Raw genomic sequence first — 20,839 nt, forward strand, 5'->3', positions numbered from 1 at the left:
AACCATAATTTGAACACGTGTCCAAGTTTTGGATATTGAAGAGCGTTATGCAAAAAAAATGGTTAATCCTGACAATTATCGTCCTTATATATTTACCGGTTACGATTGATGCAACGGTGATGCATGTTGCAACACCATCTTTAAGTGCCGCATTGAATTTAACTGCCAATCAGCTTTTATGGATCATTGATATTTATTCGCTGATTATGGCAGGTTTGATTTTGCCAATGGGGGCACTCGGCGATCGTATTGGCTTTAAAAAATTACTATTTATTGGAACCGCAGTTTTTGGCGTGGGTTCGCTAGCTGCTGCTTTTTCTCCAACCGCTTATGCCTTAATTGCTTCACGTGCTGTTTTGGGGTTAGGTGCAGCGATGCTTATTCCTGCCACTTTATCCGGCATTCGTAATGCCTTTACCGAAGAAAAGCAGAGGAATTTTGCACTTGGTCTTTGGTCTACAGTGGGTGGTGGCGGAGCCGCTTTTGGTCCATTAGTGGGTGGATTTGTACTAGAACATTTTCATTGGGGAGCAGTATTCCTCATTAACATCCCGATTATTTTAGTGGTTCTGGTCATGATCGTGATGATCATTCCTAAACAACAAGAGAAAACCGATCAGCCAATTAACTTAGGGCAAGCTTTAATCTTGGTTGTAGCTATTTTAAGTCTTATCTATTCAATCAAATCGGCTATGTATAACTTCTCGGTACTCACGGTTGTGATGTTTGTAATTGGTATAAGTACTTTAATTCACTTCATACGAAGCCAAAAAAGAGCTACGACGCCAATGATTGATCTGGAATTGTTTAAACATCCAGTGATTTCTACCAGTATTGTTATGGCCATTGTTTCCATGATTGCTTTGGTTGGCTTTGAATTACTCTTGTCTCAAGAGTTGCAGTTTGTACATGGGTTTTCTCCCTTACAGGCAGCTATGTTTATTATTCCATTTATGATTGCGATTAGTTTAGGTGGTCCATTAGCCGGAATTTGTTTAAATAAATGGGGACTTAGACTTGTATCTACTGTTGGTATTTTAATAAGTGGATTTAGTCTATGGGGGCTTGCCCAGCTTAACTTTTCAACCGACCACTTTTTAGCGTGGACGTGTATGGTCTTTTTAGGCTTTAGCATTGAGATTGCCTTACTAGCTTCAACTGCTGCGATTATGTCATCTGTACCTCCGCAAAAGGCGAGTGCAGCAGGTGCCATAGAAGGGATGGCTTACGAGCTTGGGGCTGGTTTGGGCGTTGCTATATTTGGGTTAATGTTATCTTGGTTTTATAGTCGTTCAATTATTTTGCCAGAACAGCTCCCAACGGACTTAATTGAAAAAGCGAGTATCTCGATTGGAGAAACCATGCAATTAGCGTCTAACCTTGAAAATCCTTTGGGAGGACAATTAATTGCAGTTGCACAGCAAGCTTTTAGCTATGCACATAGTTGGGTGCTTACCATTTCAGCTATTTGTTTCTTCCTTTTAACTGTATTTGTCTGGTTTAGTTTTCCAAAGAAAGTAAATTAAAAAACTAAAATAAAGATAAAAAGAGAGAGTCGATCTCTCTTTTTATCCTTCAATATCTTTTTAATTTTTTCTTCATATTAAAATTGGTTATTTAATTCTCATAAATAAACTATTCTTTAAGAAAGTTCATATTTTTATTTCAAAATGATTCAGTGGTCATGTAATTGAAATTTAATGAAAAATTAATTGTTGTGAAATTGACTGTGTAAAAATGGTTTGCTAACCTGCTATTCGAAAAATCTAAAAACAAATAAAAGAGGCTGCTGTGAATTTTAAATTAAAAACATCACTCATAATTGGAGCAATTGTTGCATCTTCACTTGTATATGCTGCAACTGTACTTTCACCAAATCAGAATAATAATAGTGGATCAATTCCATCCGGTTATTCAGATTTAGAATTTAATCTAGCAAATGGGAATTGGGTCAAAAACCTCACTTTACCCACAAGCGCTAATAATTTGGACAAAATTACAATTCGTTCTAGTGCTGCCTATAGTAGTTATTTAGATACTTCTAATACCAATATTCCGTTAGAGGTTTTAAAGATAAATAGTGGTGATGTTTACCAATTCATCTTTAATAGTAGTCAAAATAAATGGATTGCTCAGTTAGCGACAGTGAGTCCTACTAATGGTGCGACCTATGAAGTCGTTCCATTAACAACTGCATCAATGCAAAAAGTACTTATCCAAAATGACAAATGGGCACAAACCATTGCATTATCGAGTGATGTGCGTGACGGAACAACCGTACAAGTTGTTTCTACAGCAAGTGCAAGTTCGGACATTGATAAAACAAATTTACTATTCCCGAGCAGTTTTACATTAAAAAATGGCTCTGAATATTGGTTTAAATATTATTCTGCTTTAGGAAAATGGGTTCCAGAGTATATAAAACCTCAGAAGCTAAATGTTCAGCAAATCGGAACAACTTTAGCCGCTGTAAATAGCCCACTGACCGAAATTGCATTTGGAGACGGGAACTGGGTTTCCAATTTCACTTTGCCTACCACTGCAAGTGATCGAGATAGAATTATTATTAAGTCTACAGCGACTTGGTCTGCAAAAATTAATAATACTAATATTAATAGCCAAGCGACTTTAACGCTTAAAACAGGCGATCAATATGAGTTTATGTATGTAAGCGACAAAGGTTATTGGCAGCTGATCTCTTCACCAACAAAGGTGATTGATTCAGCCGCAACAATCCCTGCAACTTTACCGAATATGACTCAGCCCACTTTAAAGGTGAAATTGTCTACATCAAATTGGCAGCCAACCTTGCAACTACCCGCTAAAGCTCAAGTCGGGGATAAAGTGGTTATTGTGTCAAATGCATCGGCCGACACCTATATTAATGCCGCTAATGGCTTGTCTACTGCAATTAAAAATGGTGAAAATCGCCGTTTTATTTACACTGCTCAAGGCTGGATAGTAGATAGTTATACAATTGATATGTTGTTGGTTTCTAGCCCAGAAGTAAATTCAATTTTAGGAGAGAGCGCTGCAAAACTTAGAATGATAGAAGGCGTAAATTTAACGAATTTAACCGCTGAAAATTCAAATGCACGCTTTTACTTAAGAGAGGTAGGTTACCTAACTTATAAGATTCCTGCTGCCACTTTAAAAGAAGCGATTTCTTTTGGACGAGATGACACCACGGTACAAAATGAGCGTAAACGTGTATTGGCAGACGGTGTCTATTATCAAGGTAATGAACCAGGTGATGGCGGTTGTGGTTGGGCTTGGATTAATGCTTCTGCATATAACATGATTGGCGCAAATGATATTGCAGGTTGTTCTTTCGCCGCTATGCGTCATGAAGTTGGGCATAATCTCGGTCTGTACCATAATGGCTCAACTAATATTGGCTCAGGCTTTGCTCATCCGTTAGGAAGTACTGCAATGGGGGGCAATAATATTAATTTTTATTCGAGTCCATACCTATACAATCCTAAATATGGTGTGCGTTTAGGCTTAGAAGGTAAAATTGATGCGGTCAGTGTCATTAATCTGAATGCACAGAAAATTTCTCTATATAACTAATCTCTATTTTTAGCTGTAAATAATGAAGAAAAATAAATTGTTAATAGGAACTGCTATCGCTTGTGTGGCGTTAGCAGTTTTAATCTGGTTTGCCTTTTCACAACAAAGCTCTTCTGCTTTAACGTCGTCTGCAGGAAATGGGCAAGGTGTTGGGCAAAAAATGGCAGAGAATCAGAATGAATTTGCTCGTCAAAATATACTGAATTTAAGTCCGTCCGAAAAAGAAAGATTGTCTCAGCAACAGATTGTTTTTAGTGAGATAGAAAAGGATCAACTGCCTTCTAATGTTAATTTTCCACTAATTAAAAATGCAGAAGGTATGGTCATTAAATATGATCCAAATGTGATTGAACTTAAAAAAGTGGGTGACACTGTTAAGTTTCAAATGTTGGAATATGGCATTAATCGTACAGGCAAAATTGTAGAGATCGAACCTGTTGACCAAGATATTGTTCGATGGACGGGTAAATTTGATCAGGGCGATCCGAATCAGAATTTCTTTACCATTACTCAAAGTCAAAAAGACCATTATACGATCATGCAAATTTTTACCGAGAAAGGAAATTATTCGGCTGAAATTAAAGATGGTGTGGGACTGGTGCAAACGATGGATGAGGGTGTAACTGATCAAGAGCTTCACCATGATCATCCTTAGACAAATAAATAGTTCTGGTAGAGAAAAGAAGCCAGTTCGCAGTTTATCTGTACGGATATGAGCTTTATGCGTTCACACTCTTTTAAAAACAAAGTATGCTTATGCCTGTAACAAGGAGCATACATGTATCAAGTACTTGCTAGAAAATACCGTCCACGTAATTTCAATGAGTTAGTGGGACAAAACCACGTCTCTCGTGCATTAAGTAGTGCATTGGAACGCGGTCGTCTACACCATGCTTATTTATTTACAGGAACGCGTGGTGTAGGTAAAACTACAATTGCACGTATTTTAGCCAAGTGTTTGAACTGCGAAACGGGTGTGACTTCTACACCATGTGAAGTCTGCGCAACGTGTAAAGCGGTAAACGAAGGCCGTTTTATCGACCTGATTGAAATTGATGCTGCTTCAAGAACAAAAGTAGAAGATACGCGTGAACTTTTAGACAACGTTCCTTATGCGCCAACGCAAGGTCGTTTTAAAGTTTACCTGATTGACGAAGTACATATGCTTTCTACGCATTCTTTTAATGCGTTATTAAAAACACTAGAAGAACCACCAGAACACGTTAAGTTTCTGTTTGCAACGACGGATCCACAAAAGCTACCAATTACAGTCATTTCACGTTGTTTGCAATTTACTCTACGACCTTTAGCTGTTGATGAAATTACCAAGCATCTTGGCGCTATTCTCGAAAAAGAGCAAATTACTGCTGATCAAGATGCAATTTGGCAAATTGCTGAATCTGCTCAAGGTTCATTACGTGATGCATTATCTTTAACAGACCAAGCCATTGCTTATGGTCAGGGTGCGGTACACCACCAAGATGTTAAAGAAATGCTTGGCTTGATTGACCGTACAATTATTTATGATTTGATTTTAGCAATTCATCAGAACCAACGTGAGAAAGTTAGTCAGCTTTTATTGCAATTTAGACATCAAGCGTTAGATGTTTCACTGGTGCTGGATCAGTTGATTTCGACATTGCATGAATTGGCAATTTTACAATATCTACCTGATTTAAGTTTGAAATATAGCGATGAAATCAATCGCAAAATCATGCAACTGTCTAAGCTGATTTCTGCTCAAGATTTGCAGCTTTATTACCAAATCGCATGTAAAGGTCGTTCAGACCTGCAACTTGCCGTGACGCAAGAGCAAGGTTTTGAAATGTGTGTTTTACGTTTATTGGCATTCCGTCCTTTAGCGCCTAATGAAATTTTAGTGTCAGAGCCAGTTCAGCAAAATGGGCAAACGGTGGTAGCTTTGAGTCAACAGACTCAGCCCACAGCTCAGGAGATTACTCCAGTAAATACTGTTCAGCCTGTTGAAGTTATTAGCCAACCCGCTATGGTTGAACCTGAACCTGAACCTGAACCTGAACCTGAACCTGAACCTGAACCTCAGTCTAATCAGGATTTAATGGTATTCGACCCAAATCATCATGAGCTGATTGGTCTTGAGTCAGCATCTGTTCAAGAAACAATTAGTGTGCTGGAAGAAGATTTCATTCCGGTACCAGAGCAAAAGTTAGTACAAGTTCAGGCAGAAACCCAAGCTAAAAATATTGAACCTGAACCAGCTTTTACTGCTGAGCCTCAAGGTTTATTTGAAACATCTAGCGCTGAATTTTCCCTTGGCCAAGATACACCTATAAATCATGATTTGCCTTCTGAATCAGTTATTGAGCAGCAGTCATTTGTGCAAGCTGAAGTAATGGTTGAAACAGTTGCCGTTGTAAAAGAGTCTAGTGCACCTGATAACGGGCAGCTTATGCCTCAAGATATCTTGAAGCTTTCTCCTCAAGTTTTGGAAGGTGAGTGGACACTCGAAAAGTGGGAATATTGGTTTAGAAACAGTCAGCTTTCTCCAGCCGTTCAAGAACTTGCTCAGCATGGTGTGATGACGGGTGAAATTGGTGGTAATACTGTTTTCCATATTCCTCAAGAATATGAAAATATGCTGACCCAATTACAACAAGGGCTTATTGATGCATTAAACGAACAATGGCCGAATACTCAATTTACAGTTGAATATGGTGCTTTAAATACATCTACACCCTATACCATTCAAAGTGCACGTAAAGAAAAAGCCTTTCACAGAGCAGCTGAGCTATTACAGCAACAGCCAGTCATTAAAAGTCTCATAGAAACTTTTGATGGCGAACTGCAAAATATTCAATTAAAACCTTAAATTCATCTAAGTTTTGATCTGGTGCAGAATATGAAAATAATAGAATTTTCATATTCTTCATTGGATTGAAATATTCAGGTCATGTCACTGTCATTGTACTTTTCTATGTTAGCCATTTTAGATTTTAAATGGATTGTACATAGCAATGAAAAGGCAATGCACTGGAATAAATTGTTTTAAATATTCTTATCTTTTATTAATCGGCGCGATTCTACTGAGTGGTTGTAACGACTCATCAAATGATAATTCGAATGCACCAGAAACAGGTAAAAAGCCTGTAATGCGCTGTGCTCCATAAACTTAAATAATAAAAAGAACCTGATCATGATTACACGTCGTAAATTTTTAAATTACTCTTTAAATATGGGTTTTGGTGCTGCGGCATTGGCAACTTTCCCATCTAGTATTCAAAAAGCTTTAGCAATTCCTGCAAATAATAAAACTGGCACCATTCAGGATGTCGAACACGTTATTATTTTAATGCAGGAAAACCGATCTTTTGACCACTACTTTGGAACATTAAAAGGTGTTCGGGGTTTTGCCGATCGTTTTACGATTCCTCTACCAAGTGGCCGCCGTGTCTGGGAGCAACTTAGAAGTAATGGGCAAGTTCTAACACCTTTTCACTTAGATGGTACAGCCAATAATGCACAGCGTGCGGATGGGACGCCACATACTTGGAATGATAGTCAGTTGGCTTGGGACAATGGGCGTATGGCGAACTGGCCAACCCACAAAACTGATATATCCATGGGTTATTTTAAAGAAAAAGAAATTCCATATCAGTTTGCACTTGCCAATGCCTTTACGATCTGTGATGCCTACCATTGCTCTATGCACACTGGAACAGATGCAAACCGTTCTTATCACTTAACGGGTACGAATGGAGCAACACCGACCAAGCGTTCATTTGTAAACAATGAGTGGGACTGGATTGATGGTAATCCTGCTACAGCAGATCGTGGTTATACATGGAAAACCTATGCGGAGCGTTTAGAAGAAGCAGGGGTAAGCTGGATTTGTTATCAAAATATGCCTGATGAATGGGGCGATAATATGCTTGGTGCTTTTCGTACGTTTAGAAAGGCGAACATTGCATCTGGTTATCCCGTTTCAAGTGGCGGCGAACCGAATAAACCGTATGCCGATACGGGTCAAAAACTACCGTATAAAGCCTATGATGCTGCGACTGATAATGCCAAAAATCCACTTTATAAGGGCATTGCAAATACATTGCCGGGCAATAAACCAGAAGAATATCTTGACGCTTTTAAACGAGACATTCGTGAAGGTAAATTACCACAAGTCTCTTGGATTAATGCGCCATCAATTTATTGTGAACATCCGGATCCTTCAAGCCCAGTTCAAGGGGCATGGTTTATTCAAGAAATTATTGATGCTTTAACTGCTGTACCAGAAGTTTGGAGTAAAACCGCGCTACTTATCAACTTTGATGAAAATGATGGTTACTTTGACCATGTGCCATCGCCATCAGCACCATCTCGACTTAAAAACGGTCAATACGCGGGTAAATCGACATTAAGCAGTACTGATATGCAGGACGAATATTTTGATCATGCTGCACCTGAGGGAAGCCATTCTCAGCCTACACCTGATGGACGAGTTTATGGTCCGGGTCCTCGTGTTCCATTATATGTGATTTCCCCATGGAGCCGTGGTGGTTGGGTCAACTCGCAAGTGTTTGATCATACTTCTGTGCTCATGTTTTTAGAAAAACGTTTTGGGGTTAAAGAGCCGAATATCAGTCCATACCGCCGTGCGGTGTGTGGCGATTTAACCAGTGCATTTAACTTTAAAACACCAAATGCAGATGTTTTACCGCAGTTGAACGGGAAACAAACTCGTGTGCAGGCCGATGAGTTAAGAGAAAAACAAGAAGCTCTGCCAGCTGTACCTGTACCAATGGATATTAAGTTACCGATTCAGCAAAGTGGCATACGTCTGTCACGTGCGCTACCTTACGAGCTGCACACCAGCGCGCGCTGTAAAGCGGATGGTAAGGTGCAATTGATATTCTCTAATACAGGTCAGCAAGCAGCGGTTTTCCATGTTTATGATAAGCTCAACCTAGACCGTATTCCAAAGCGTTATATTGTCGAGCCGAATAAAAATTTAGATGATGAGTGGGATGCTTTAAAAGATAATTTAGGTCGTTATGATTTATGGGTACTTGGTCCAAATGGCTATCATCGTCATTTCAAAGGGGATACTCAACGTATTGTCGATAGTAGCGTTAAACCTGAAATTCGCGTGTGCTATGACATTGCCAATGGCGATGTATATGTAGAACTCATGAATGAAGGAACTAAGGATACAATATTGACGGTAAAACCTTGTGCATACCGCCAAGATGCACCGTTACAACTGACCGTAAAAGCGGGTCAAGTCGTTAAACAACATTGGGCTTTGGCTGACGTAGGGCATTGGTATGATTTTGAAATCACCAGTCAGAGTGATCCATATTATTACCGACGTTTTGCTGGTCGAGTTGAAACGGGTGAAGACTCTTTTAGTGATCCTGCAATGATGTAAGTTTAGGTGGGCAAAAAGAAAAGATCATTTTCTTTTTGCCTCATTTTTTATAATAAATAACTCTCTAAAACCTCACAGACTGACTCGGAAATTGGCACAGTCTTACGCGTTTCACGATCAACAAACACATGCACAAAATGTCCTTGAGCTGACGCTTGCTCTTGACCTTGTTTAAAGATTGCCAATTCATAGCGTAAAGATGTCGTGCCGATTTTCCCAATCGCAACACCTACTTGAATAATTTCTGGAAATGACAATTCCTGATTAAAGCTACAAGCTGAATCGACGACTAACCCAATTGATTTTGCTTCATGAATATCAAAACCTGTTTTTTGAATCAGTAATGCATTGGCTGCCGTATCAAAATAGCTATAGTAAGTCACATTATTCACATGACCATAGATATCGTTATCTGCCCAACGAGTTTGAATGTCTAAAAAGAACTTAAATTGATCACGAGTTTTTAAAATGGGTTTAGTCATCAATGAATCGCCTGATAAATTGCCAAAGCAGCGGCTTCTGTCATGTCACGTGGGTTATTTTGTAGTAAGCGGGTTTGCAACATGGCATCTTGAGCAAGTCTAGGTAAGCTAGACTCATCAATACCCAGATCTCTAAGTTTTAAAGTCAAACCACTACGGTCTAAATGGTTTTGCATATGATCAATAAACAGATCACATAGACCATCGGTGCTGCCATTACTATATGGATCTAACCATTGCATAAGTTCTGCATAATATTGTTTAGCATGTGGTGCATTAAATTTTAATACTTCAACCAATACTAAGGCATTGGTATGACCATGCGAAAGATGAAAATGTCCACCCAGTGGATAAGCTAAAGCATGTACCGCAGCAACGGGCGAGTTTGCAAATGCCTGACCTGCAAGCATTGAGCCGAACAGCATATTTTGCCTTGCTTCCAAATCATTGCCGTTCTTAAGAACTTTCGGTAAGTTATGGTTGAGTAGCTTGAGTGCATGTTTGGCTAAAATATCGGTATATATATTTTTTTTGTGCTTAGAGGTATATGCCTCAATGGCATGCACCATCGCATCAATACCTGTCGCAGCAGTAATATGGGCTGGAAGGTTTTGAGTAAAGGTTGCATCAAGAATTGCTGTGTCGGCATACAGTACTGGAGAAACAATCCCCATTTTTGTCGTTTCACCCGTAGTCACAATTGAGATTGGCGTTACTTCTGAGCCTGTACCGGCTGTAGTAGGAATTAAAATAAGCGGAAGGCGAGCTGTAGTGACTTGATTTACGCCGTACATTTCTTGCAAACTTTGGGTCTGGTTAGGGTGGGCGAGTAAAGCAATAACTTTTGCCACATCCAAAGAACTCCCACCACCAAAACCAATAATGACATCTACATTCTGCTGTTTTGCATAGTTGGCTGCATCTAAAACGACTTGTTCAGGCGGATCAGCTTGCACATCAGCATAGATGACATATTCAATATTGAGCGTATCTAAAATTTGCAGGATGGGACGGTGTAATTGATTTTTAATCATGCCTGCATCTGTTACTAGCAATAACTTGCGGTAAGCTTTTGACGACAATATATTCTGTAATTCTTGTATAGAGCCTAAGCCAGAGATGATATTTGGAACGGTTTGAAATTGAAAATGGCTCATATACATTATTTCCTTATTTTTGAACATTATTGTTGAATGGTTCTATAAGATTCTATCTCCGAATAAGTTAGCATAAGAAACTTTAAAATAAAGTAGTTCTGAAGTGACTATGCTTTTCTTAAGCCTTGTGCCACCCATAGATAAATACTTTTTTGCAATGTAGGGTCCGAAATGTAAGGGAGGATTACCAAAATATTTAAACCCTCGTCGAAAGGTGGGCTTTTTGTTATTTATAGGTTTTGTAGATTTTCTGGCAAGCTGCTAATTTATATAATGCCTTAACAATTTATAATTTTATCGGTTCTAAAAAGTGAAAATTTCTAAAACTTTACTCAGTATTATGGGATGTACGTGTTTGATGCTTAGCTCGGCTGCAATCGCGAAAACCAGCTCTAGCGTATATTCGCCTACAGAAGGTGTAATTTGTGACAAATATATTTGTGCTGACAAAAAAGGTGTTTCTAAAAAGCTTACAGCTAAATACTTAGGCACTTATAAAGCGAATAAAGCCTTCTCTCAAGGTGATTTTGATACATCAGCATTTACGCTCTCAAATGGTGTGTTCTGTGATACTAAAACAAAACTATGCCATGTTGATCGATACTTTGAGAATGGGCATCGCAGTAAAATTGATAGAACTATGACAGATAAGCTTTTTAAAAATAAATAATTTTTCTATTGCAGAAATGAGGTAAATATCATCTGATAAATAAGTCTATAAAAGTAAAATTACATTGCAAAAGACCCCGCTAACTATCGACTAATGGCGGGGTTTTTTATTATTAAGTATTTCTGTAATATCAATTTAATACTATAGGGTCAAAAAATACTAAATGATCAGGGTTAATAATTAATAAGGGAGGGTTTAGTTTTCGGTAGGATCTTTTCTGATTGGGAAAGGAAAAAGAATCTTTTTATTATTAAGAAAAAACATAATTTTTAGGTGGAATTTAAATAGTGATGTACACAATTAGATATGTTCATCGGAACAATACTTACTATATCGCTTCGAACAACGAAGGAAATTTTATTATTCTTGAGTCACTTGATTCAGAGTTTCGTATGGGCCACCAAATTTCATATGATGGTGAAAAAGTATTTAACCTGACACTAAACGATGAAACAGATGCAGTCATTAAACTGGAGAGTAACGAAAAAGGAGCCTATGAGTACTTACATTCAGTTAAGTAAATAAGCTTTTTTATTCTTAAGTATTTCTGTAAGATCCTTCCGTTGCTTTAAACAACAATAAACCTTAATGATCAGCGCAAAAGTCATAAGGGGAAAGCCTACTTGAAAGAGTAGGCTTTTTTTATTTCTTTATAAAAATATACTGAGAATTTTATGATCGGGGTAGCTAAGTTATAAAAATTTATTTTTTGCAATGAATGAGCTTAAGTTCCAAATTCTTGAAATCTATAACTTGATTAGAAGAATCAACAAGTTTTAATTTAAGTTCATCATCAGTACTCTTATTAAAAACTTTAACCACATCTTTACCAGCTTCAATGAAATTACCGCCAGATTCAAGCATGGCGAGTAAAACAATATTTAGACTCTTACCTTTTTTTGTGAGTAAGTATTCTTTACGTTCTCGCTCACCAACTTCTTTATAAATTGACAGTTCAAATATTTCTAATTGGATGAGGTGCTTTAGACGATTGGATAAAATTTGCTTTGATATACCTGTATTTTCTAAAAAATCATTAAATTTTGTTACTCCATAGAAAGCTTCTCTTAACAAGAGGATCGTCCATCTGTCATTCAGTATTTCTGTAATTTTGAAGATCCCACATACATCTACTGGAAACTTATGATCTGGAATAATTTGATTTGACATCAGAGGGAGCTCCAATTAGTATGAGTCTATATTTTAGACCCAGCATTAATTCAGGTAGCATTATGCCATTTATAAATATACAAACTATAGAAGGTTTACTAGATAAAGATAGTAAGGCTGAGCTTTTCAAGCGAATAACAGATTTATTTGTAGAAATAGAAGGAAAGGGAAATCCTGCTTTTCGAGAGCATGTTTGGATAAGAATTGATGAATATCCACCTGAACAGTGGCAATTAGGTAACTTAAGGCCAACAAAACAAATGATTGAGTTAATGACTTCAGCAAAATGATTTGTTAAAGCCCTTTAAGTAGGGCTTTTATAATTGAGCGGGGTTTGCTCAGAATATTTTTTGATACCACCATTTAAAATAAAAAGACAAAATTAGCTAATTTATTGCCTGATTTATCAACTTTTAATCTATTGATAAACATTATTTTCCTTTTCAACCCAAGTGAGTTTTGACAAAATGCAACAAGTCACAATGGTCAATTCGGTTCTTACAAACTTATAGTCTGTTAAGATTGTGCATGACCCTGTTTATTTTTATGTAATTCAAATGTTTGGACGTAATTTCTAATGGAAACACAATATAAGGTGTTATGTGTCTGTTTAGGAAATATTTGCCGTTCTCCCACGGCTGAGGTGGTTTTCAGACATTATTGTGAAGCGCATAAACTCAAAGTGATTGTCGATTCAGCTGGAACGAGTAATTATCATCCAAATAAAGCACCTGATCAGCGCAGTCAGTTGCATGCCAAGAAAAGGGGCTATGACTTATCGTCTTTACGTGCAAGGCAACTTTCAACCCAAGACTTTTTAGAGTTTGATTTGATTTTGGCAATGGATCATCAAAATTTTGAAGATATTCATGAAGTACTGCAAAGAGCCGTTTCCCAATTTGGCGCACATCAAATTCGTGCAAAGGTAGCTTTAATGAGTGAGCATGATCCTGAATACCCACAACAAGCGTTGCCAGATCCTTATTATGGCGGTGCGGATGGCTTTGAACGTGTACTTAATCAATGCGAGTCTAGTAGTTTGGCGTGGATTAATATTTTAAAAAAACAATTGAATGTTTAAGAATAGGTTTTTCAACACAATGCAAATTCAGAATCAAGTACAGCTTAAGCCATTCAATACCTTAAGTTTAGATGCAACTGTTTCTCACTATACTAAAGTTGGCAATATTCAAGATATTGAAGCAGCTTTAGAGTTTGCTGAGCAGCATCAGTTAAATGTACTTGTATTATCGGGCGGTAGTAATATGTTATTGCCGCAGCAGATCAATGCTTTAGTGATTCATCTTGATATTCAGGGAATTGAAGTTTTATCAAACGCTCATGATTTTGTTCTGGTTAAAGTAGGTGCAGGCCAAGTCTGGCATGATTTTGTTTTATACAGCACTGAACAGAACTGGTTTGGTTTGCAAAATTTAGCCCTTATTCCGGGATTGGTTGGTGCTTCACCTGTACAAAACATTGGGGCGTATGGGGTAGAGGTAGGCGAGTTTATTGAGTCAGTACAAGTGTATGACCGTAAATTAAAGCAAACTCAGACAATTTTAGCGGCTGACTGCCATTTTGCCTATCGCCATAGTATTTTTAAAGATGATCCAAACCGTTACATTATTACGCATGTCACTTTTAAATTGCTTAAACAGCCGCATTTAAAACTTAACTACGGCGATTTGAAACAAGCAGTTGGAGACAATCAGACAGCTGAGAACTTACAAAACCAAGTGATCCATATTCGCCAAAGTAAACTCCCTGATCCAAAAGAGTATCCAAATGTAGGTAGTTTCTTTAAAAATCCGATTGTTAGCCCTCAAGAATTTGAACGCTTAGTCACACAATTCTCAACAATTCCTCATTACCCTCAAGCTAATGGAAACGTTAAAATTGCAGCAGGATGGTTAATTGATCAGGCAGGTTGGAAAGGGAAACAACTCGATATGGTCGGGATGTTCCATAAACAAGCATTAGTTTTGGTGAATTATGCCAATGCATCTCTTACTGATGTAAAGAAAACTTATCAGGCTGTACAACATGATGTTGATCAGCGTTTCCATATTATGTTAGAACCAGAGCCTGTGCTTTATAACAGTTTAGGTTTAATTGAAAATCATACGGAATAGTTTTATGCCAAAAGTACACTTAATGGTACGTTTAGTACAAGTAGTCACCGTGCTATTTGTACTATTAGGCTGTTTCGCGGTTTTTTTATATTCGCCATTTTATTCAAAACTTATTGTAGCTGGGCTTAATTATTTTGTTCCAGTTGACGTTAACCAAGTCGCTGCTGAGAGCCAGAGACAGGCTGCATTAAGTGAACATGATAATTTAGAGCCGGGTTCAAATTTATGGATTGCTCGTCAGGCATATTTAAAACTGACAGAGCAAGCGTTACGTGAAAAAAAGACATCTGATCTGACCTATATTCAAGAAAATTATAAAGCCTTACAACAAATTATTCTTTTAGAAGAAAAGGAACAAGATTCAGAAGAACAAGCAGCCGCTGTAACGGTTCCTTTAGTCGCTAAGAACTCTGAAATTGATGCTGCAGATGAGGCGAGTAGTCCTGTTGACGAAGCACTTTTTATTAATAGTTCTGAAAACAAAGCACTTACTGAGCAATATACAGAGTTTTTAGCAAGAAAACCTGTGATACCAGAGCCTCAAAAAGCTGTTAGTGAGCCTGAACAAAAAGTCGAATATGTGCGTAAAAATCCATTACCTGTACAACCTAAAAAGTTATCAGAACCTTATGCAATTGTTGTGTTGGGCGGAGGGTTAACTTTAGATAAAAATGGTAAAGATATTGTAGTGAATGGCTATACGCGTTTGCGATTAGAAAAAACTTTAGAAGCTGAAAAACAAAATCATCTACCGATTGTGCTGAGTGGTGTAGAAGCACCTTATATGCAAGCTTGGCTAAAAGAGCGCGGTGTTGATGCAAAGCTATTAGAAAAGCGTAGTATGAATACATGTGAAAATACTCGGTTTAGTTCTTTATTGCTTCAGAAAAAAGGCGGAGCACCAACAGTCATGTTGGTTACAGATGAATATCATATGCCGCGTACACGTCGACTGTTTGCTTTAAATGGCATTGAAACTATTCCTGTTGTAGCTCCAATGCCAACCCCACTGACACGCTGGCAACCAAGTGTGCAAAATTACGATCATAGCCGCCGTGCAAACTATGAATTACTTGCGACAATTCGCGACATGTTGTTTGGCTCAAGTGATTGTCGAGAGGTTCCTTAATGTCAGATATTCCATTTCTCAATCCTGCCGTATTAAAACAATTAGATTTACCAGTGCCTAACCGTGACCTTACACCCCAGGTTTTGAGTCCACTCAATTTAAATACCTTAGAAGAACCTTCTCGTGATTTGTTAGCTTACCGCAAATTATATGGTTTACATTTACTTGAATGTGACCATTGGCAAGGCTATGTTCAAATGCCTTTATTCCGTTTGCATGTACAAGTTTTCAAACCTAAAGTAGAAAAAATACAAGGTACTGTCTGTTTATTGCATGGTTACCTTGAGCATAGCGGTATTTATCAGCCGATTATTCGTGAGATTCTTGAGCAGGGTTTTAGTATTATCACTTATGATTTGCCAGGACATGGATTAAGTGATGGTTCACCAGCCAGTATTAAAAATTTTGATCATTATCAGCAAGTCTTGATGGCTGTTTATCAATATGTGAAACATGCAAATCAGCTGCCAAAACCATGGGTTGGTATTGGTCAAAGTACGGGTGGAGCAATTTGGATGCACCACTTATTAGAATATGCTGAAAAACGCCAAGATCCGATTGTAGACCGAGTACTTTTACTTTCTCCGTTAATTCGCCCAGCGAAAACAGCATGGTGGCATAACCCTGTTGGATTGGGCATTATTCGCCGTATTAAACGTCAAGTACCAAGACACTTTAGACGGAACAATCATAATCCTGAATTTTTGCGTTTTATTCGTTTAAAAGATCCTTTGCAACCACGCATGATGGGCATGGACTGGATTTTGGCAATGTCAAAATGGATGCAAGAAATGGAGGAGCGGCCTGCTTGCCGTATCCCTGTCTGGCTTGCACAAGGTGCTCTCGATCAGACAGTTGATTGGCGTTATAACATTGAATTTATTCGTCGTAAATTTAGACTCCAAACGTTGTTAATGCTTGAAGAAGGTTCTCATCAATTAATTAATGAACGTGCGGATATACGTGCCGCATTAACAGGATTGATTCCGGCCTTTTTACATGCGAAGCCAAAACATTTTTATTATTAAAAATAATGCATCTATCCAAAATTCTAGATAGATGCATAAATTAATGTATGGGGCTTTATTTTGAATTTTGATAAAGCTGCATAAAGTTTTTATAAACCGAAGACTGCTTTTGTGGACTATACATATTACGCTCGATTGTCCCTTTATCCGTTTTGATCAAAACATTTACATTTTGAGCATTTTTAAACTCTTGTAAGAATTGGCTTGGAATAACAAAGTAAGTTGTTGAATGTTTTGGAACTAATCTGCTCACATTTGTTTTTTCAGTGGCTTGAGCTGGTTCATAATTGAATCGTTTGCCATCAATATCAAAGGTCAAAGCGTTAATATCATAAAAGTTATAACTACTACTTAAATGAACATCTACTCGAAGCTGATTTTTTTGACTTTCGTTCCATTTAACCAATAAGCTTGGGCATAGTTCTGTTGGCGAGCAGTTTAGCTGACCAGCTGTCTTTACCTCTTTAGGAGCTGTTGTACTAACCTGTGTGGTGCTACAAGCCGCTGTAAGTAGACATGAACCCAATAAGAGTAGAGATTTTTTCATCATATAAATTCCAAGATCGTATGTTTAATATTATTTATGTTAAGAGTAATAAATTTTGACATAAATTAGCGCGTAGTTGGACCTAAAAATACAAATGGTTTTGCAATTTTAAAGGAAGAGGTCGCATCGCCTGCATAGATATGGCTTTGATCGGGTCCTAAATCAAGTCTACGTGTTTTGCCATCTTTAAAGTTAATCTTTTTCAAGTCGACCCAAAATACATTTGGTGAGAGAGCGGATTCAAAAAAGTAGAGCATCTGTTTGTGGTCGGCAACAGTTCGCCAGCGAGTTGAAGAGATATTAGGTTCTTCTTGAGTATTTAGCCCATAAGGAACAGATGCATTTCGAATGACACTGAATACAGAGGCTTGAGCTTGCTTTGCATTATCATTTTTAGGAATTGCATTAATGTAGAATGATGCACGTGCAAAGCGGTCAGATGCTCGGTTTGTGCCGGGAAGCATAACTGTTCCACCAATTTGCTTCCAATATTCGGCAAGTGCCAGTTGTTTGTCGAAAGTAGGTGAGTTAGTCATAACCTGATAGCTCCGGCTATGGTGAATCACTTGTTTTCCACCAATATATTCGATAATCGCGCTATCACCTGTTTTATCAGAAATAGATAAATGCAATGTGGTTAATCTGGTTTCACCAGGAACACTATCTGTAACTATTGTGTAAGGTTCTTTCTCTAGCGCTTTGACAGCCTCATCAACGGTTGCGAAATTATCGAGTACATATTGTGCCCAAGCAGCAATGCTGAGTAGTGGTTTATTAGATTTTTTTACATCGGGGTATTCAGATTCGACTAACCATAAGACATTAGCAACTAAACCTGCTTCATTCATTCCATCAGTTGTGGAAACTTCATAACCTGTAGCAATGACACTTCCATATTTAGAGGTCCATTTTATTGAGTTAGGACCTGCATTACCTTCACGGCTAACTCCGCTTGGTATAATCCATAAATTTGTACCTGTATCAACTTTCCAATCCATTGAACGAGCTGTAATAACGTGTTGATTATTGCCTAAATATACGGCACGTGTACAAGCAGTAGCGTAGCTACTTAAACCTATAGCGATTGCGACAAAAGAAGAGATGAATGTTTTTTTCAACATGATGAGCTACCTTCTTGTTATAAACATTAAAAAATTTTTATTAAATAAAATTAAAAAGTGTACGTTATTTATACTTTGATATTAGGTGAAAAATCTATTAAATACAAATTAAAAGCAAAAGGAGATTTAATTGAAAATCACATATTCGTTTGAAATATGGAAGAGCATCACACTATAGATGTAATGCTCAAATCATAAAAATTAATATAAATTAAAAATGATTGGCATCTGCCATATTCCACATTCGATAATAGAAATTATCATCGTCGTTATTAAGTTCAGATTGCAAAAGTTCACCTTCTTTTAAGAAAAAATGTAATTGAGCATAGTTCTTAATTTCACGGTCATTTACACGCTGAGCCAAATGATGGGCTTTAATATCAGAAGGATGACGTAAACCCGCCGCAGCGATCATTTCTGATAATGCATGCAATGTATTTTTATGGAAATTAAATACTCGTTCTGATTTAGTCGGTACATCAATTGCCTTCTGACGATCTTTATCTTGAGTCGCAACACCTACCGGGCATTGGTTAGTGTGGCAACTCTGTGCTTGAATACACCCAACCGCAAACATGAAACCGCGTGCTGAGTTAACCCAGTCTGCACCTAGTGCAAATGTACTGGCAATATCAAATGCACTAATGATTTTTCCACTCGCACCAATCTTAACTTGATCTCTTAGTCCTGCACCCACAAGGGTATTATGTACAAAGCGTAAGCCCTCACGTAATGGCGTGCCAATATTGTCACTAAACTCAATTGGTGCTGCGCCTGTACCACCTTCAGAACCATCCACAACGATAAAGTCGGGAACAATTTTTGTTTCAAGCATGGCTTTAACAATACTCATAAACTGCCAAGGTTGGCCAATACACAGTTTAAAACCAACGGGCTTGCCACCCGATAGTGTGCGTAATTTTTGTAAGAAATGCATCATTTCAATTGGGGTAGAAAAACTAGAATGCTTGGCAGGAGAAATACAATCATGATCGCGAGAAACACCACGTATTTGGGCAATTTCTTCGGTAATTTTATGTTTAGGTAAAATACCGCCATGACCAGGTTTTGCACCTTGTGAAAGCTTTAGCTCGATCATTTTGATCTGTGGTAATTGAGATTGCTTAGCAAACTTTTGTTCGTCAAATTTCCCATCAAGCGTGCGACAACCAAAATAACCGCTGGCAATTTGCCAAACAATATCACCGCCATTTTCTAGATGATAAGGGCTTAAACTTCCTTCGCCAGTATCATGATAAAAACCGCCTAATTGTGCTCCTTTATTTAGGGCACGAATTGCATTGGCACTTAAACTACCAAAGCTCATGGCTGAAATATTCATAATAGATGCGCTATACGGTTGTAGGCATTGTGCATTACCCACCTGAATACGGAAGCTTTTTGGGTCTGCAGGCGGGCAAGGGCTTATTGAGTGAACAATAAAACGGTAATTTTCTTGGTAGACATCAATGATTGAACCAAAAGGTTTATCTGCATTTTCATTTTTAGCACGTTGATAAACTAAGCTTCTTTGCATGCGAGAAAAAGGTAGAGCATCTTGATCCGCTTCAATAAAGTATTGGCGGATTTCAGGACGTATATCTTCAAACAAAAAACGGAAATGCCCCATAATTGGGTAGTTTCTGAGAATTGAATGTTTATTTTGCAAAACATCATATAGTCCTAATAAGCTTAAGGCGCCTGTAACTACCCATAAACCGTTAAGGAGAGTGTCAGAAACAAAATAGTAGATACTATGAGGGGTATATACAGTACGAAACCACGTAATACTGAGCGCAGTAAAAATACATAAGAACCAGAGAGAATGACGTGAGAAGAATGTATTGAGAAATTTATGTCGAATGATTTGTGCTGGACTCGCCATATTGGAACAAATTCCTAATGTTTTACTGGTACATACCTTGCCAATAAGCAAGTCAAACTACAAGTATGCAATTGTTGTTAGTGTTATGGCGAGACAAGAGATACATGTGGAAAAGCAAGTTTGATCTAGAATTTACTTTTTGATAGATCGAATTTTATCTACCGAGTTTTGCAATGGTGGGTAGTTTTTTTGGTTTAATTTTCATTTAATTTTTAGGAATAGTTGAGTTAGCAATACATACTTTTGTTAGTGAGCATCTGTCTTTAATCACTAAAATTTCTAAAAATGTGATAAAACACTTAGATTTCTTATTCATAAATTATTGTTTTCTTATTCATTTTAAATATATAGAACAATCAATAGCTTAATTTTTATTCTTATCTTTTTTGATTAGATTTTAAGAAATTATAAAATATCAAAATTAATGGTAAAATTTAACTAATGAAAAAATATAACTTTTTACGAAAATTAATCAAAATAAATGGAAGTATCGAAAAACTGAAATAAAAGGTTAGAGAAGACATAAAAATTTTTATAATTG

At 37.5% G+C, this 20,839-nt stretch carries 18 protein-coding genes; 12 read left to right on the top strand and 6 right to left on the bottom strand.

Going from position 1 to position 20,839, the window contains the following annotated elements; all coding sequences use genetic code 11:
- The first annotated feature begins 47 nt into the window (after nucleotides 1-47).
- From amvA to AWW73_RS09445, 5 genes are all read left to right on the top strand, one after another.
- Nucleotides 48-1,526 carry a multidrug efflux MFS transporter AmvA gene (amvA, locus tag AWW73_RS09425; RefSeq protein WP_062849500.1) on the top strand — a complete coding sequence of 493 codons (1,479 nt, stop codon included), beginning with the start codon at nucleotides 48-50 and terminating at the stop codon, nucleotides 1,524-1,526.
- A 265-nt stretch (nucleotides 1,527-1,791) separates the two neighbouring features.
- Nucleotides 1,792-3,573, top strand: coding sequence for a metalloendopeptidase CpaA (gene cpaA, locus AWW73_RS09430; RefSeq protein WP_062849501.1), 1,782 nt, complete (start codon nucleotides 1,792-1,794; stop codon nucleotides 3,571-3,573).
- Nucleotides 3,574-3,595: 22 nt separating this feature from the next.
- Nucleotides 3,596-4,228 carry a metalloprotease secretion chaperone CpaB gene (cpaB, locus tag AWW73_RS09435; protein ID WP_062849502.1) on the top strand — a complete coding sequence of 211 codons (633 nt, stop codon included), beginning with the start codon at nucleotides 3,596-3,598 and terminating at the stop codon, nucleotides 4,226-4,228.
- A gap of 123 nt (nucleotides 4,229-4,351) precedes the next feature.
- Nucleotides 4,352-6,421, top strand: a complete 2,070-nt coding sequence (locus tag AWW73_RS09440; RefSeq protein ID WP_062849503.1) for a DNA polymerase III subunit gamma/tau — start codon at nucleotides 4,352-4,354, stop codon at nucleotides 6,419-6,421.
- A 324-nt stretch (nucleotides 6,422-6,745) separates the two neighbouring features.
- Nucleotides 6,746-8,974 carry a phosphocholine-specific phospholipase C gene (locus AWW73_RS09445; protein WP_062849504.1) on the top strand — a complete coding sequence of 743 codons (2,229 nt, stop codon included), beginning with the start codon at nucleotides 6,746-6,748 and terminating at the stop codon, nucleotides 8,972-8,974.
- A gap of 47 nt (nucleotides 8,975-9,021) precedes the next feature.
- On the opposite strand, the gene AWW73_RS09450 is transcribed toward AWW73_RS09445, so the two are convergent.
- Both AWW73_RS09450 and AWW73_RS09455 read right to left on the bottom strand, forming a co-directional pair.
- Nucleotides 9,022-9,456: an acyl-CoA thioesterase gene (locus tag AWW73_RS09450; RefSeq protein ID WP_062849505.1), complete on the bottom strand. Its 435-nt coding sequence runs from the start codon at nucleotides 9,454-9,456 to the stop codon at nucleotides 9,022-9,024.
- Complete coding sequence (locus tag AWW73_RS09455; RefSeq protein ID WP_062849506.1) at nucleotides 9,456-10,613, bottom strand: iron-containing alcohol dehydrogenase; 1,158 nt, start codon at nucleotides 10,611-10,613, stop codon at nucleotides 9,456-9,458. The genes AWW73_RS09450 and AWW73_RS09455 overlap by 1 nt, the downstream gene beginning before the upstream one ends.
- 340 nt (nucleotides 10,614-10,953) lie before the next feature.
- Here AWW73_RS09455 and AWW73_RS09460 point away from each other — a divergent pair, with 340 nt between their 5' ends.
- Nucleotides 10,954-11,283 (top strand): YcgJ family protein, encoded by a 330-nt coding sequence (locus AWW73_RS09460; protein ID WP_205630322.1) that lies wholly within the window; start codon nucleotides 10,954-10,956, stop codon nucleotides 11,281-11,283.
- Nucleotides 11,284-11,573: 290 nt separating this feature from the next.
- Nucleotides 11,574-11,804, top strand: coding sequence for a hypothetical protein (locus tag AWW73_RS19075; protein WP_005068773.1), 231 nt, complete (start codon nucleotides 11,574-11,576; stop codon nucleotides 11,802-11,804).
- 181 nt (nucleotides 11,805-11,985) lie between these two features.
- On the opposite strand, the gene AWW73_RS09470 is transcribed toward AWW73_RS19075, so the two are convergent.
- Complete coding sequence (locus AWW73_RS09470; RefSeq protein ID WP_017398914.1) at nucleotides 11,986-12,453, bottom strand: winged helix-turn-helix transcriptional regulator; 468 nt, start codon at nucleotides 12,451-12,453, stop codon at nucleotides 11,986-11,988.
- Nucleotides 12,454-12,515: 62 nt separating this feature from the next.
- Between AWW73_RS09470 and AWW73_RS09475 the strand changes: the two genes are divergently transcribed.
- The 5 genes from AWW73_RS09475 to AWW73_RS09495 all read left to right on the top strand — a co-directional run bounded on the left by AWW73_RS09475 (nucleotide 12,516) and on the right by AWW73_RS09495 (nucleotide 16,745).
- Complete coding sequence (locus tag AWW73_RS09475) at nucleotides 12,516-12,743, top strand: tautomerase family protein (RefSeq protein ID WP_061874809.1); 228 nt, start codon at nucleotides 12,516-12,518, stop codon at nucleotides 12,741-12,743.
- 287 nt (nucleotides 12,744-13,030) lie between these two features.
- On the top strand, nucleotides 13,031-13,534 hold the full coding sequence (locus tag AWW73_RS09480) for a low molecular weight protein-tyrosine-phosphatase (protein ID WP_062849508.1): 504 nt from the start codon (nucleotides 13,031-13,033) through the stop codon (nucleotides 13,532-13,534).
- Between the two features lie 19 nt (nucleotides 13,535-13,553).
- Nucleotides 13,554-14,588 carry a UDP-N-acetylmuramate dehydrogenase gene (gene murB / locus AWW73_RS09485; RefSeq protein WP_062849509.1) on the top strand — a complete coding sequence of 345 codons (1,035 nt, stop codon included), beginning with the start codon at nucleotides 13,554-13,556 and terminating at the stop codon, nucleotides 14,586-14,588.
- Nucleotides 14,589-14,592: 4 nt separating this feature from the next.
- Entirely contained in the window at nucleotides 14,593-15,717 is a 1,125-nt protein-coding gene (locus tag AWW73_RS09490; protein ID WP_062849510.1) for a YdcF family protein, read from the top strand.
- Nucleotides 15,717-16,745: an alpha/beta hydrolase gene (locus tag AWW73_RS09495; RefSeq protein ID WP_016145700.1), complete on the top strand. Its 1,029-nt coding sequence runs from the start codon at nucleotides 15,717-15,719 to the stop codon at nucleotides 16,743-16,745. The genes AWW73_RS09490 and AWW73_RS09495 overlap by 1 nt, the downstream gene beginning before the upstream one ends.
- A gap of 55 nt (nucleotides 16,746-16,800) precedes the next feature.
- Here AWW73_RS09495 and AWW73_RS09500 read toward each other — a convergent pair whose 3' ends face one another.
- From AWW73_RS09500 to AWW73_RS09510, 3 genes are all read right to left on the bottom strand, one after another.
- The gene (locus AWW73_RS09500; protein ID WP_057105830.1) at nucleotides 16,801-17,295 is read right to left on the bottom strand and encodes a hypothetical protein; all 495 of its coding nucleotides are present in this window, start codon (nucleotides 17,293-17,295) and stop codon (nucleotides 16,801-16,803) included.
- Nucleotides 17,296-17,357: 62 nt separating this feature from the next.
- Complete coding sequence (locus tag AWW73_RS09505) at nucleotides 17,358-18,413, bottom strand: linear amide C-N hydrolase (RefSeq protein ID WP_062849511.1); 1,056 nt, start codon at nucleotides 18,411-18,413, stop codon at nucleotides 17,358-17,360.
- Nucleotides 18,414-18,624: 211 nt separating this feature from the next.
- Nucleotides 18,625-20,298 (bottom strand): FMN-binding glutamate synthase family protein, encoded by a 1,674-nt coding sequence (locus AWW73_RS09510; protein WP_061874805.1) that lies wholly within the window; start codon nucleotides 20,296-20,298, stop codon nucleotides 18,625-18,627.
- Between the last annotated feature and the right edge of the window lie 541 nt (nucleotides 20,299-20,839).

This window comes from Acinetobacter lactucae, from assembly GCF_001605885.1.
Lineage (GTDB): Bacteria > Pseudomonadota > Gammaproteobacteria > Pseudomonadales > Moraxellaceae > Acinetobacter > Acinetobacter lactucae.

Bases quoted from the DNA above. Each gene is read 5' to 3' on its own strand.
- AWW73_RS09480 (WP_062849508.1), top strand. From the start codon at position 13,031: ATGGAAACACAATATAAGGTGTTATGTGTCTGTTTAGGAAATATTTGC.
- AWW73_RS09460 (WP_205630322.1), top strand. From the start codon at position 10,954: ATGGGATGTACGTGTTTGATGCTTAGCTCGGCTGCAATCGCGAAAACC.
- AWW73_RS09470 (WP_017398914.1), bottom strand. From the start codon at position 12,453: ATGTCAAATCAAATTATTCCAGATCATAAGTTTCCAGTAGATGTATGT.
- AWW73_RS09505 (WP_062849511.1), bottom strand. From the start codon at position 18,413: ATGTTGAAAAAAACATTCATCTCTTCTTTTGTCGCAATCGCTATAGGT.
- murB (WP_062849509.1), top strand. From the start codon at position 13,554: ATGCAAATTCAGAATCAAGTACAGCTTAAGCCATTCAATACCTTAAGT.
- AWW73_RS09440 (WP_062849503.1), top strand. From the start codon at position 4,352: ATGTATCAAGTACTTGCTAGAAAATACCGTCCACGTAATTTCAATGAG.
- cpaB (WP_062849502.1), top strand. From the start codon at position 3,596: ATGAAGAAAAATAAATTGTTAATAGGAACTGCTATCGCTTGTGTGGCG.
- AWW73_RS19075 (WP_005068773.1), top strand. From the start codon at position 11,574: ATGTACACAATTAGATATGTTCATCGGAACAATACTTACTATATCGCT.
- AWW73_RS09500 (WP_057105830.1), bottom strand. From the start codon at position 17,295: ATGATGAAAAAATCTCTACTCTTATTGGGTTCATGTCTACTTACAGCG.
- AWW73_RS09475 (WP_061874809.1), top strand. From the start codon at position 12,516: ATGCCATTTATAAATATACAAACTATAGAAGGTTTACTAGATAAAGAT.
- AWW73_RS09445 (WP_062849504.1), top strand. From the start codon at position 6,746: ATGATTACACGTCGTAAATTTTTAAATTACTCTTTAAATATGGGTTTT.
- amvA (WP_062849500.1), top strand. From the start codon at position 48: ATGCAAAAAAAATGGTTAATCCTGACAATTATCGTCCTTATATATTTA.
- AWW73_RS09490 (WP_062849510.1), top strand. From the start codon at position 14,593: ATGCCAAAAGTACACTTAATGGTACGTTTAGTACAAGTAGTCACCGTG.
- AWW73_RS09450 (WP_062849505.1), bottom strand. From the start codon at position 9,456: ATGACTAAACCCATTTTAAAAACTCGTGATCAATTTAAGTTCTTTTTA.
- AWW73_RS09510 (WP_061874805.1), bottom strand. From the start codon at position 20,298: ATGGCGAGTCCAGCACAAATCATTCGACATAAATTTCTCAATACATTC.
- AWW73_RS09495 (WP_016145700.1), top strand. From the start codon at position 15,717: ATGTCAGATATTCCATTTCTCAATCCTGCCGTATTAAAACAATTAGAT.
- AWW73_RS09455 (WP_062849506.1), bottom strand. From the start codon at position 10,613: ATGAGCCATTTTCAATTTCAAACCGTTCCAAATATCATCTCTGGCTTA.